This is a genomic window from Microbacterium sp. CFBP 13617, from assembly GCF_014839445.1.
Taxonomy (GTDB): Bacteria; Actinomycetota; Actinomycetes; order Actinomycetales; family Microbacteriaceae; genus Microbacterium.
On sequence record NZ_JACYNW010000002.1, the window covers coordinates 556,588 to 569,380 of the forward strand.

Genomic DNA, 12,793 nt, shown 5'->3' on the forward strand with positions numbered 1-12,793 from the left:
GTCAGGCCTCCGCCCCGGTCGAAACGGTCTCATCGGTGCGGGCGGCACCGCCGGTGATCAGGGTGCCGTCGCTCGCGATCGCGTCGAGGTCGGCGGGGCTCGAGAGCGTGCCACGCACGGCGGTGGCCGCGGCGACGAGCGGCGACACCAGGTGCGTGCGGCCGCCCTTGCCCTGGCGTCCCTCGAAGTTGCGGTTCGAGGTCGAGGCGCAGCGCTCGCCCGGCGCCAGCTGGTCGGGGTTCATGCCGAGGCACATCGAGCACCCGGCGAAGCGCCACTCGGCGCCGAAGTCGATGAAGACCTTGTCGAGGCCCTCGGCCTCGGCCTCGAGGCGCACGCGCGCGGAGCCCGGCACGACCATCACGCGCACGTTCTCGGCCTTGGTGCGGCCCTGGATCACCGAGGCGAAGGCGCGCAGGTCTTCGATGCGGCTGTTGGTGCACGAGCCCATGAACACGGCATCCACGGGGATGTCCTTCATGGGGGTGCCCGCCGCCAGGTCCATGTACTCCAGCGCCCGTTCGGCGGCCGCGCGCTCGTTCGGGTCGGTGATGTCGGAGGGGGTCGGCACGACGTCCGACAGCGACACGCCCTGACCGGGGTTCGTGCCCCAGGTGACGAAGGGCTCGAGGTCGGCGGCGTCGAGGAAGACCTCGGCGTCGTACACCGCACCCTCGTCGCTCGGGAGCGTGCGCCAGTACGCGACAGCCTCGTCCCAGTCCGCGCCCTGCGGCGCGTGCGGCTTGTCCTTGACGTAGGCGAAGGTCGTCTCGTCGGGCGCGATCATGCCGGCGCGGGCGCCGGCCTCGATCGACATGTTGCACATCGTCATGCGCCCCTCCATCGAGAGGGACCGGATCGCGCTGCCGCGGAACTCGAGCACATAGCCCTGGCCGCCGTTGGCGCCGATCTTGGCGATGATCGCGAGGATGATGTCTTTCGCCGTGACGCCCGGGCGCAGGTCGCCCTCGACGGTGATGCCCATCGTCTTGAAGGGCTTGAGCGGAAGGGTCTGCGTGGCGAGCACGTGCTCGACCTCGCTGGTGCCGATGCCGAACGCCATCGCCCCGAACGCCCCGTGGGTGGAGGTGTGGGAGTCACCGCAGACGACGGTGACACCGGGCATGGTGAGGCCGAGCTGCGGGCCCACGACGTGCACGATGCCCTGCTCCTTGTCGCCCAGGGAGTGCAGGCGCACGCCGAACTCGGCCGCGTTGCGACGCAGCGTGTCGATCTGCGTGCGGCTGGTGAGGTCGGCGATCGGCTTGTCGATGTCGAGGGTGGGGGTGTTGTGGTCCTCGGTCGCGATCGTCAGATCGAGCCGGCGCACCGGCCGGCCCTCGGCGCGCAGGCCGTCGAAGGCCTGGGGGCTGGTGACCTCGTGCACGAGGTGCAGGTCGATGTAGATGAGGTCGGGCTGGCCGTTCTCGCCCTTGACGACGAGGTGGTCGTCCCAGACCTTCTCGGCCAGGGTGCGAGGACGATCCGGAATGCGGATGCCGTCGATCGATGCGCTGCTCATGGTTTGCGTTTCTCCTCGGGAGGGGTGTGAGGCCCGCGACGAACTCCGCGACGAGAAAGGCCTAGAACAAGGTCTCGTCGCGGCCGCTAAGGAGGAGGCCGGCGATCCGCACCTCGCCACGATACCACCGGCGACACCGGCACAGCCGTCGCCGCCGGCGTCGATCGCGAGGCCGTCGGCGGCGCGGGAGCGAGAGCGCGCGGCGTCGACGACGTAACACGGCGCCGCACGTTTGGGCGCTCCCCGGCCCCGCGTGAAAGCCTGTCGACACGCCGCAGGAAGGAGCGTGCCGCATGGCCGCGAACGCAGAACCGGGATTCTCGACCCGACAGGTGCACGTGGGCGCCTCGACCGTGTCCGCGTCGCCGCGCGCGCTCCCGATCTACCTGACGGCCGGCTTCACGTTCACCGATCTCGACGAGTCCGCCGAGCACTTCGGCACGGGCGCCGGCTTCGGCTACACCCGCACGGGCAACCCCACCGTCCAGGCGGTCGAGGAGCGTCTCGCCTCTCTCGAGGGCGGCGACCAGGCCGTGCTCGTCTCGAGCGGACAGGCCGCCGTCACCGTCGCCCTGCTCGCGCTCGCGGGCGCCGGCGATCACGTCGTCGTGTCGGAGCACATCTACGAGGGCACCCGCGGGCTCCTGCTCGACAACCTCGCCCGCCTGGGGATCGAGACGACCTTCGTCGACGCCTCCGACCTCGACGCGTGGCGGGATGCCATCACCCCGCGCACCCGCGCCTTCTTCGCCGAGACGCTCTCCAACGCCCGTAACGACGTGCTCGACATCGCCGCGGTCTCGACGATCGGGCGGCAGCACGGCATCCCCCTCGTCGTGGACAGCACGTTCACCACCCCGTACCTCCTGCGGCCCCTCGAGCACGGCGCGGCCGTGGTCGTGCACTCGGCGAGCAAGTTCCTCGCCGGTCAGGGGGCCGTGCTCGGTGGCGTCATCGTCGACGACGGACGCTTCGACGCGGCGGCCTCGGGACACCGGTTCCCCCACCTCGTGCAGACCGACCGCCTGGGCGGGGCGAGCTACGCCGAGAAGCACGGCGGACGCGCGCGCGGGGCCTACATCCGCGAGAGCGTCGCCCCGCGGTTCGGTCCCTCGCCGTCGCCGCTCAACGCCTTCCTGATCGGCCAGGGCATCGAGACCCTCAGCCTGCGCGTCGAGCGGCAGTCGCAGAACGCCCTCGCCGTGGCGCGGTGGCTCGAGGAGCGCCCCGAGGTCGAGCGCGTCGACCACGTGGGCCTGGCATCGCACCCGCACCACGAGCTCGGTGCGCGCTACCTGCGCCGCGGCAGCGGCTCGGTGTTCACCGTGACCCTCCGCGGCGGTCTCGAAGCGGCCCGCCACGTCGTGCAATCGGTCGAGGTGATCACGCACATGACCCACCTGGGCGATGTGCGCTCGCTCGTGCTGCACCCGCAGAGCACCTCGCACGCCGCGCGCACGGTCGCCGAGCGCGAGCGCGCGGGGGTCTTCCCGGGCACGCTGCGCTTCTCGATCGGCATCGAAGACATCGACGACCTGCTCGCCGACCTCGCTCAGGCGCTCGACGGTCTCGCCGGGCTCTCGTCGGACGTCGAGCGAGAGGTGGTCGTGCTGTGAGCCGTCTGCAGCACTTCGGCTGGTTCCTCGCCCGCGGCTTCGGCCCCCACGGGTGGGGCCACCCCTACCTGCGGTGGAACCACCGGTGGACGGAGCCCGGGCTCTACCAGGACTCCGCCCGCACCCTGGAGCAGGCGGGCTTCGATCTGCTGATCATCGAAGACGCCCCCTCGCTGGGCAGTGCCGAGACCATCGACCTCCGCGTGCGCCACGCATTCGGCGGCCCCAAGCACGATCCGCTGCTGCTCGCCCCCTACCTCTTCGCCGCCACGCGGCACCTCGGCGTCGTGCCCACGGTCAACCCGGCGGCGTACCTGCCGTACACGGCCGCCCGGCAGTTCGCGACCCTTCAGCACCTGAGCGGGCACCGCCTCGGGCTGAACGTGGTGACCGACACCGGCAGCGCCCGGCACTTCTCCCCCGCCCCGCAGCTCGGACACGATGCGGCCTACGACCGCGCCGAGGAGTGGCTCAGCGGCATCCGGGACCTCTGGCGCAGCTGGGGTGAGGGCGCGCTCGTCGAGGACGAGGGCAGCGGCGTCTACGCCGACGGAACGAAACTGCATGCCACGCGCCACCGCGGCGAGCACTTCGGCTTCGACGGTCCGCTGAACGCCGTTCCCTTCACCGACGGCGAGCCGGCGATCGTGTCACCCGGCGGCTCCGGGCGGGGCCTGTCGTTCGCCGGGCACAACTCCGATGTGCAACTGGCGCTCGCCCCCCTCGACGAGGCGAGCATCCGCGCCTACCGCGGACGCATCCACGCTGCGGCGGAAGCCGCGGGGCGCTCGGCCGACGACATCAAGATCCTGTTCGCCATCCAGCCCGTGCTCGTGTCGTCGCCGGAAGAAGCCGACCGCCTGGTCGCGGCATCCGCCCACCCCGACGACGAGGCGCTGATCGCGATCGCCCGCAAGCAGTCGAGCGACCTCGAGACCGATCTGACGGCCCTCGATCTGGACCGCCCGCTGGACCGGTCGATCTTCGGCGAGCATGTGTCGGAGGGCAGCATCCGGCGACTCGTCGGGAAGCACGACGACGACGCGCCGCTGCGCACCCTGCTGGGCGCCCACGCACGCCTCGGCCGTTTGAACGATGGCAGCGGCTTCGTGGGAACGGCCGACGAGTTCGCCGACCGCATCGAAGAGCTCGGCACCTGGGGCAACGACGGCGTGCTGCTGTGGGGCGACCTGCACCCGGTCACCGTGCACCGCGTGCTCGACGACCTGGTTCCGATCCTGCGTCGGCGCGGCATCCTGCGCGAGGAGTACGTCAACGGCGGCCTGCACGCGAACCTCCGCGCGTTCTGAGCGCCCCGGCGCGACACCGTGTCCCACTTCGTGCAGGAAACCAGTCATCCGCCCGCACCAAATGGGACACACCCCACAGCGCCGCCCCAGCCTCGCGCATGATGTCCCACTTCGTGCAGAATGACCGGCATTTACGTGCACGAAGTGGGACACGCCGGCCTCGGGGCTGACGCGTGCGCCGAGAGCGGGCGTGCGAGGCGGACCGTCAGTCGCGCTCGGGATGCTCCACCGTCGTCGGGGTGCCCTTTTCGTCGGCGACGTCGGCCGCGGCATCCTGAGCCCCGACGGCGGCGGGCTCGCGACGCGCGGCGATCAGGCTGGCGACGGTGGCCACCGCCATCGACAGCACGATGACCGCGAGCGACACCCACGTCGAGATCTCGGGCGCCCACTCGATCGGCTCGCCGTTGTTGAGGAAGGGCAGCTCGTTGACGTGCATCGCGTGGAAGACGAGCTTCACGCCGATGAACGCCAGGATGAACGCGATCCCGTAGTGCAGGTACTTGAGGCGATCGAGCAGGTCGCCGAGCAGGAAGTAGAGCTGGCGCAGCCCCATCAGCGCGAAGAGGTTCGCGGTGAAGACGATGAACGGGCTCTGCGTGATGCCGAAGATCGCCGGGATCGAGTCGATCGCGAACAGCAGATCGGTCACACCGATCGCGACGAAGACGATGATCATCGGGGTGAACAGCTTCTTGCCGTCGATGCGCGTGACGATCTTCTTGCCGTCGTACGAGTCGCTCATCGGCAGGGCGCGGCGCAGCGTCCGCACGATGAGGTTCTCTTTCTGCGAGTCGTCGTCGTGATCGGAGCCGGGGAACGCCTGCCGGATCGCGGTGTAGACCAGGAAGGCGCCGAAGAGGTAGAAGATCGGGCTGAAGTTCTCGATGATCGTGGCGCCCACGAGGATGAACGCCCCGCGCAGGATGAGCGCGATGATGATGCCCACCATCAGCACCTCCTGCTGATAGCGCCGGGGCACGGCGAACTGCCCCATGATCAGCACGAACACGAAGAGGTTGTCGATCGACAGGCTGTACTCGGTCAGCCACCCCGCGACGAACTGCCCGGCGACCTCTCCCCCGGCGACGATCCACAGCACACCCGCGAAGATCAGGGCGAGCGTGACGTAGAACACGACCCACAGCGTCGATTCCTTCGCCGCAGGGATGTGCGGGCGCTTGAGGATGATGAGCAGGTCGGCGACCAGGATCAGCACCAGGACCACCAGAGTGACCGTCTGGAAGACGGGGTCGAGCTGCAGCTCCATGGCGGGGCCTTTCGTCGGGGAAACGCTCGATTCTATCCGGTGCTCGACCGCGGCCCCGCCTCTCGTCCCCACCGGATACGAGACGATCACGCGCGGGTGGACACCTCTCAGTGAGAGAGTGCTCACGGGAATCGACCGGGAGCGGGACGGATGCCATGACCCACGACGTCATCGACGACAGGGCCCTCGTGGCGCGCGCCGCCGGCGGGTCGGAGGTCGCGTACCGCGAGCTGTACCGCGCCTACGCGCGTCCGGTGTACTGGATCGCCTTCGGCCTGGTGGGCGAGGCGAGCGACGCGGAAGACGTCGTGCAAGAGACGTTCGTCGTCGCGTGGCGGAAGATCCCGTCGTTGCGGCTCGAGGGGGCATCGCTCCTCCCCTGGCTCGCGACGGTGTGCCGGCTGCAGGCGCAGAACCGCCTGCGGGCGCGTCGGCGACACGGATCGCACGCGGCGCTCGACGACGAGATCCCCTCGGCCGTCGACGTCGAGGCGCAGGTCGTGCAGGCCCAGACGGTGGCGGCCATCCTCGCGGCCGTCGACCGCCTGGGCGAGCTGGACCGCGAGATCTTCCGCCTGTGCGCCGCGGAGGGGTACGGCTACGAAGCCGCCGCCGTGGAACTCGGCGTATCCCACGGCACCGTGCGCAACCGCCTCTCCCGTATCCGCTCCCGGGTACGCGCCACCGCGATGGAGACCGAGACCCCATGACCAGCCCCACCCTCCCCTCGCTTCCCGCCGACCGCGTGGATGCCATCGAGAACGCCGTCTTCGCGCGCATCGGCGACGAGCGCACCCGCGTGCGCCGACGCCGTCGCGGTATCTGGACGGGGGTCGGCGCGGCCGCCGCCGTCGTGGTGATCGCGGCCGTGGTCGGCCCCGCCCTGACCACCTCCCAGAGCTCCGGCGGGTCTGCGGCGGGCGGCTCCGGCGCGGCCGAGGGCGCCCCGTGGGCCGGCGAACGGTTCGACGCCGGAAGCGCCGACAGTGCGCCCGCAGCCCCGGGGCAGGAGGCGGCCGCGGGGTCGGGCGCAGCGGGAGACTCCTCGGTCGCACTCGACGCGGGCACTCGAGACGCGGGCACCCGGGACATCGTCGCGACCGGGTCGAGCACCGTGGAGGTCGACGATCTCACCGCGGCGATCGACACGATCTCGGCCACGGCGACGAGCGTCGGCGGATACGTCGACTCGTCCCAGCTGGGCGGTGGCGCGATGGGCCTGCCGATCGACGGCTCCGCCGCCGTGTCGCCGACGTCGTCGGGCTGGATCACCGTGCGCGTACCCGCCGACACCCTCGCCTCGGTGATGGACGGCCTCCGCCAGGTCGGCGAGGTCACGGCGACGAGCGTCACCCGCTCCGACGTGACCGAGCAAGCCGTCGACCTGCGTGCCCGGGTGTCGGCCGGAGAGGCCTCGGTGGCGCGCCTCACCGAACTCCTCGCCCAAGCGGCGTCGGTGTCCGACCTCATCACCGCGGAGTCCGCGCTCGCGGAGCGTCAGGCGCAACTCGACAGCGACCGGCAGGTGCTGCAGTCGGTCGAGTCGCAGGTGGCGATGTCGACGCTGAGCGTGCAGCTGACCGAGCCCGCGGCATCCGTCACCGCCGACCCCGCCGGCTTCGGCGACGGGCTCATCGCCGGCTGGAACGGCCTCGTCGCGACGCTGAACGGCGTCGTCATCGGCCTGGGGTTCCTGCTGCCGTGGATCGCCGTCGCGGGAGTCGTCTTCGCCGTGGTCTGGGGGACGCGTCGCCTGGTGCGTCGGCGCCGCGCCGCGAGCGAGGACTGAGACGGGTTCAGGCCCGGAGCCGCGCGGGCGCGCCACCGAGGCGCAAGAAACCGAGACACGAAAAAGGCCCCGACCACATGGTCGGAGCCTTTTTCTCTGTGGTGACCCCAGCGGGATTCGAACCCGCGTTACCGCCGTGAGAGGGCAGCGTACTAGGCCGCTATACGATGGGGCCGCTTCGCAACCGTTCAAGTATGCACCACGAATTGCGCGCACGCAAAATCGGGGCCGGAACCACCGAATTCCCGGGCGTGTCCGGCCACGGTATCGCGAGAACGCGGCGGGCGGAAGAGCCGATAGCCCGACTTCGCCTCCCCCGCCAGCGGTTGCCGCCCGCGCGGTCGCGGAGTTCACTGGGAGCATGCGCCTCACGAAGCACGAACACGCCGCCCTGGTCCTCGTCGAGTCGGGACACACCCTCGTCGTCGACCCCGGGAGCTTCACCTCGCCGCTCGAAGACCTCGTCGGTCTCGTCGGCGTCGTCATCACCCACGAACACGCCGACCACTGGACGGCCGATCACCTCACGCGCCTGCAGAAGGCCCACCCCGGCGTTCCGATCTACGGTCCCGAGGGCGTGGTGCACGCGGCAGCCGGGTTCGACGTCATCGCGGTCTCGCCCGGCGATCGCCTCGACGTGGGCCCCTTCCACCTCGAGTTCTTCGGCGGGACGCACGCGGTCATCCACGAGTCGATCCCGAACGTCGACAACGTCGGCGTGCTCGTCAACGACGCGCTGTACTACCCCGGAGATTCGTACGCCGTCCCGAAGCGCTCGAAGGTGCAGCTCCTGGCCGCGCCCGTCGGTGCCCCGTGGCTGAAGATCGGCGACGCCATCGACTTCGTCCTCGACGTCAAGCCCGACCGGGTCTTCGCCACCCACGACATGACCCTGTCCACAGCGGGCAAGCAGATGGGCGCCGCGCGCCTCACCTGGGCCGCTGAGCAGAACGGCGGATCGTTCGTCGATCTGCAGCCGGGCGACACTCTCGACGTCTGAAGCCCGGACCGGGCCACACTCCTGAACAACCCGCGCGCCCAGGCCCTTCGGCGTCCGACAGCCCGCACCGACCGGCGAAACTCAGGAGTTCGGCCCGCCACCCGTACGCGAAACACCGGATGCCACGAGCCCTGGGGCCCGTGGCATCCGGTGTTGTGAAGCGCGGTGCTTACTGCGCGTCGAGGTCGGTCTCGAGAAGAGCGACGAGCTCGTCGAGCGCCTGCTCGGCGCCGTCGCCCTCGGCCTTCAGGGTCACGACGGTGCCGTGACCGGCACCCAGGCCCATGAGCGAGAGGATGCTGCCGGCGTTGAGGTCGGCACCGCCCTCGGCTGCGATCGTGACGGGGATCTTCTTCTCCTGCACGGCCTGCACGAAGAGCTTCGCGGGACGGGCGTGGAGGCCCGAGGCGCTGGCGATGGTGGCCTGACGTTCTGCCATGGTGAATCCTCTCGATTCGACGGGGGTATTACGCGGCGACCGTGGCCGCGGGAGCGGTCTCGGCGACGGACGGGTCCTTCTGAGCGCCGATGCGCTTGAGCGCGACGACGATCAGCGCCGTCACGACCGTACCCAACGCGATTGCGAGCGCGAAACCCCAGAAGGGGTTGATCGCGAAGAACACGAACACGCCGCCGTGCGGGGCGAACGACTGCACGCCGATGATCATGCTGAGTCCACCGGTGATCGCACCGCCCACCATCGAGGCGGGGATGACGCGCAGCGGGTCGGCGGCGGCGAACGGAATCGCGCCCTCGGAGATGAACGAGGCACCCAGCAGCCACGCTGCGGCGCCGTTCTCACGCTCGACCGGCGTGAACCGACCGCGGGCGAGCACGGTCGATGCCAGCGCCATCGCGAGCGGCGGCACCATGCCCGCGGCCATGACCGCGGCCATGATCAGGTACGGCGTGGTGTTGGACTGGGTGGCGGCGGCGAGGCCCGTGGTGGCGAAGACGTAGGCGACCTTGTTGACCGGGCCACCGAGGTCGAAGCACATCATGAGGCCGAGGATCACGCCCAGCACGATCGCGCCGGCACCGCTGCCCGCGAGGCCGGTGAGGCCCTCGGTGAGGGCGGCCATGAGCGAGGCGATCGGGCGTCCGAGGAAGAGGATCATCAGCCCCGAGGCGAAGATCGAGCCGAGGAAGGGCACGATCACCACCGGCATGAGGCCGCGCAGCCACCGCGGGGCGTCGAAGCGACCGAGCCACCAGGCGATGAAACCGGCGAGCAGACCACCGATGATGCCGCCGATGAAGCCGGCGTTCATGAGCACGGCGACGGCACCGGCGACGAAGCCCGGGGCGATGCCGGGGCGATCGGCGATCGCGTAGGCGATGAAGCCGGCGAGCACGGCCACGATGAAGCCCATCGAGGTCGACCCGATCATGAACGCGACCGAGCCGAGGTACTGGCCCAGCGGGCCGAACGACGACGTGATGCCTTCGGTCGGCAGATCCCACAGCGAGTTCTGGATGATGACGTTGGCCGCGTTCTGCGTGACCTGGTACCCGCCGAGAAGGAACCCGAGGGCGATCAGCAGACCACCACCGGCGACGAACGGGATCATGTAGCTGACACCGGTCAGCAGCCACCGCTGGATGCGGCGGCCGACCGACTGCTGGGCGACGGGGGCCTCGGCGGCACCCGCACCGGCGGCACCACCCTGCACGCGCGCGGCGTTCGGGTTGTCGCTGGCCGCGAGGGCCTCGGCGATGAGCTGCTTCGGCTGCTCGATGCCGCGCTTGACGCCGGCGCGCACGACGGGCTTGCCCGCGAAGCGCTGGGGTTCGCGCACGTCGACGTCGACCGCGAAGATCACGGCGTCGGCGTCATCGATGACGCTCTGCGGCAGGGCCTTGTAACCGCTCGAGCCCTGCGGCTCCACGATCAGCTCGACGCCCTCGGTCTCGGCGCCGGCGGCGGTGAGCGCGTCGGCGGCCATGAAGGTGTGGGCGATGCCAGTGGCGCACGCGGTGACCGCCACGATCTTCTTCGTGCGGCCCGCGGCACGGGTCTCGGCGCGTGTGGCGGCGGGGGCTGCCGCGGCGGCAGGTGCCGCGGCGGGGGCCGGGGTCACGGCATCCGTGATGATGCGCACGGCGTCGGCGGGCGTCTGCGCGGCGCGCAGACCCGACATGAAGTCGTTGTTCATGAGGCTCCGCGCGAGCTGCGACAGCACCGCCAGGTGGGCCTCGTCGGCACCGGCGGGCGCGGCGATGAGGAACACGATGTCGGCAGGGCCGTCGGGGGCGCCGAAGTCGACCCCGGGCGTCAGACGCGCGAACGCGAGGGTCGGCTCGGTGACCGAGGCGCTGCGGGCGTGCGGAATGCCGATGCCGCCGGGCAGGCCGGTCTCGTCCTTCTGCTCACGGGCCCAGGCGTCGTCGAAGAGTTCCTGGGCGCTGGTCGCGCGACCCTGCGCGACGACGCGCTCGGCCAGGGCACGGATCACCGACTGCTTGTCGGTGCCCAGGGGCGCGTCGAGGGTGACGAGCTCCGCGGTGATGATGTCGGACATTGTCTGGTGACCTCCGTGGTCAGGATGTTGCGGTGTGGGTGGAGAAGTCGGAGACGGCGATCGTGCCCGCGGGCAGATCGGCCGGTGTCGGGGCCTGAGTCCCCGGCAGGGTCGCGGCGGCGGCGCCGTACGAGATGCTCCGCGCGAGACGGTCGGGAGCCGAGGCTCCCTCGAGGTCGGCCAGCAGGTAGCCGGCGAGCGAGCTGTCGCCCGCGCCGACCGTGCTGGCGACCTGGATTCGGGGGGCGCGACCGCGCCACGCGCCGTCGGCCGTGAACAGCAGGGCACCGTCGGCCCCGAGGGTCACGAGGGCGGATGCCACCCGCTCGGGCACGAGCGTGCGTGCACGGCGGGTCGCTTCGGTGAGCACATCGGCGTCGCCGGCGGCGTCTTCACCGACGAGCTCGGCGAGCTCTTCGTGGTTGGGCTTGATGAGATCGGGACGGGCGGTGGCGACCACCGCGGCCAGGGCCGGCCCCGAGGCGTCGACCGCCACGCGCGGAGCGGCGGCGCCCCAGCGCACGCGGACCGCCGTGATGAGATCGGCGTAGAACGAGGCCGGAACGCCCGGCGGCAGCGATCCGGCGAGCACGAGCCACGTGGCGCCCTCGGCCGCGGCGACGACGCCGGCGACCAGAGCCTCGGCTTCGGCGCCGGACAGCTCGGCACCCGGCAGGTTGAGCTTGGTGGTCTCGCCCGCCGGGTCGGTGATGGTGAGGTTGGCCCGGGCGCGCCCCGCGACCTCGACCAGGTCGAGGGCGATGGCGGTGTCTTCGAGCAGCATCCGGTACGGGTCGTGCGCGTTGACGGGGACGACGGCGCGCGCGGGGGCTCCGGCCGCCGTGACCACGCGGGCGACGTTGACGCCCTTGCCGCCGGCGTCTTCGCGGGACGACAGCGCGCGCTGTACCTCACCGGGGGCGAGGGCGTCGGAGAGCACCACGGCGCGGTCGGCCGAGGGGTTGGCGGTCAGGGTGACGATCATGCGACACGCACCTCGACGTCGGCGTCGGCCAGGGCCTCCGCGAGCGAGGCGGGCGGGGCCGCGTCGGTGACGAGCACATCGATCTCGTCGAGTCGGGCGAAACGCACGAGCAGTTCCTCTCCGAACTTGGCCGCGTCGGCGACGAGCACGACGCGACGGGCCGACTGGATGATGGCGGTCTTGACGGCGGCCTCGTCGGGATCGGGCGTGCTGAGCCCGAAGCCGGCGCTCAGACCGTTCGTGCCGACGAAGGCGATATCGGGGCGCAGCTGGCCGATGGTGCGAACGGTGTGCGCACCGACGGCCGCGGCGGTCACCCCGCGTACCCGTCCGCCGATGGTGGTGAGCGAGAGACGCTCCTCGCCCGCGAGCAGGTGCGCCGCCTCGAGCGAATGCGTGACGACCTCGACCCCGGAGCCGGCGTCGAGCGCGGCGGGGAGCATCGCGGCCACGGCGGCGGGCGTCGTTCCGCCGTCGAGGAAGATCGACCCGCGGAAGTCCGCTCCGAGAAGGCCGGCCGCCTCGGCGGCGATCGCGCGCTTGGCGTCACCGCGGCGCTCACGCCGCTCGGTGAGCGAGGATTCCGCCGTGCTGGCCCGGTCGATACCGACCGCCCCACCGTGCACGCGGCGCAGAGATCCGGTGCCCTCGAGGCGGTCGAGGTCGCGACGCACGGTCTCGGTCGTCACGTCGAAGCGGCGGGCCAGGTCGATGACGCTGACGCGTCCGACCTCGCGCAGTTCGCGCTCGATGAGCTGCTGGCGCTCCATTGCGTACAC

Annotated in this window: 11 protein-coding genes and 1 tRNA gene; 5 read left to right on the forward strand and 7 right to left on the reverse strand. The window is 71.1% G+C overall.

Going from position 1 to position 12,793, the window contains the following annotated elements; genetic code table 11:
- Nucleotide 1: 1 nt before the first annotated feature.
- Complete coding sequence (leuC, locus tag IFU40_RS07330; protein ID WP_249404106.1) at nt 2-1,522, reverse strand: 3-isopropylmalate dehydratase large subunit; 1,521 nt, start codon at nt 1,520-1,522, stop codon at nt 2-4.
- 293 nt (nt 1,523-1,815) lie between these two features.
- Here leuC and IFU40_RS07335 point away from each other — a divergent pair, with 293 nt between their 5' ends.
- Nucleotides 1,816-3,138, forward strand: a complete 1,323-nt coding sequence (locus IFU40_RS07335) for an O-acetylhomoserine aminocarboxypropyltransferase/cysteine synthase family protein (RefSeq protein WP_191925895.1) — start codon at nt 1,816-1,818, stop codon at nt 3,136-3,138.
- Nucleotides 3,135-4,448 (forward strand): LLM class flavin-dependent oxidoreductase, encoded by a 1,314-nt coding sequence (locus IFU40_RS07340; protein WP_191925896.1) that lies wholly within the window; start codon nt 3,135-3,137, stop codon nt 4,446-4,448. Before IFU40_RS07335 ends, IFU40_RS07340 begins: the two co-directional genes overlap by 4 nt.
- A 205-nt stretch (nt 4,449-4,653) precedes the next feature.
- On the opposite strand, the gene IFU40_RS07345 is transcribed toward IFU40_RS07340, so the two are convergent.
- Entirely contained in the window at nt 4,654-5,718 is a 1,065-nt protein-coding gene (locus IFU40_RS07345) for a TerC family protein (protein WP_191925897.1), read from the reverse strand.
- A 155-nt stretch (nt 5,719-5,873) separates the two neighbouring features.
- Between IFU40_RS07345 and IFU40_RS07350 the strand changes: the two genes are divergently transcribed.
- Together IFU40_RS07350 and IFU40_RS07355 are read left to right on the forward strand one after the other, a co-directional pair.
- Nucleotides 5,874-6,428: an RNA polymerase sigma factor gene (locus IFU40_RS07350; protein ID WP_191925898.1), complete on the forward strand. Its 555-nt coding sequence runs from the start codon at nt 5,874-5,876 to the stop codon at nt 6,426-6,428.
- Entirely contained in the window at nt 6,425-7,507 is a 1,083-nt protein-coding gene (locus tag IFU40_RS07355; RefSeq protein WP_191925899.1) for a DUF4349 domain-containing protein, read from the forward strand. The genes IFU40_RS07350 and IFU40_RS07355 overlap by 4 nt, the downstream gene beginning before the upstream one ends.
- A gap of 99 nt (nt 7,508-7,606) precedes the next feature.
- On the opposite strand, the gene IFU40_RS07360 is transcribed toward IFU40_RS07355, so the two are convergent.
- A tRNA-Glu gene (locus tag IFU40_RS07360) sits at nt 7,607-7,682 on the reverse strand.
- Between the two features lie 186 nt (nt 7,683-7,868).
- Between IFU40_RS07360 and IFU40_RS07365 the strand changes: the two genes are divergently transcribed.
- Entirely contained in the window at nt 7,869-8,507 is a 639-nt protein-coding gene (locus IFU40_RS07365) for an MBL fold metallo-hydrolase (RefSeq protein ID WP_055836519.1), read from the forward strand.
- Between the two features lie 169 nt (nt 8,508-8,676).
- Here the strand turns inward: IFU40_RS07365 and IFU40_RS07370 are convergent, their stop codons facing one another.
- Genes IFU40_RS07370 through IFU40_RS07385 form a run of 4 tightly spaced genes read right to left on the reverse strand, consistent with a single transcriptional unit; the run spans nt 8,677 to nt 12,793 of the window.
- The gene (locus tag IFU40_RS07370; RefSeq protein ID WP_055836516.1) at nt 8,677-8,946 is read right to left on the reverse strand and encodes an HPr family phosphocarrier protein; all 270 of its coding nucleotides are present in this window, start codon (nt 8,944-8,946) and stop codon (nt 8,677-8,679) included.
- A gap of 28 nt (nt 8,947-8,974) precedes the next feature.
- Nucleotides 8,975-11,029: a PTS fructose transporter subunit IIABC gene (locus IFU40_RS07375; protein ID WP_191925900.1), complete on the reverse strand. Its 2,055-nt coding sequence runs from the start codon at nt 11,027-11,029 to the stop codon at nt 8,975-8,977.
- 19 nt (nt 11,030-11,048) lie between these two features.
- Nucleotides 11,049-12,014 (reverse strand): 1-phosphofructokinase family hexose kinase, encoded by a 966-nt coding sequence (locus tag IFU40_RS07380; RefSeq protein WP_055939778.1) that lies wholly within the window; start codon nt 12,012-12,014, stop codon nt 11,049-11,051.
- Nucleotides 12,011-12,793: a DeoR/GlpR family DNA-binding transcription regulator gene (locus IFU40_RS07385; RefSeq protein ID WP_055940032.1), complete on the reverse strand. Its 783-nt coding sequence runs from the start codon at nt 12,791-12,793 to the stop codon at nt 12,011-12,013. The genes IFU40_RS07380 and IFU40_RS07385 overlap by 4 nt, the downstream gene beginning before the upstream one ends.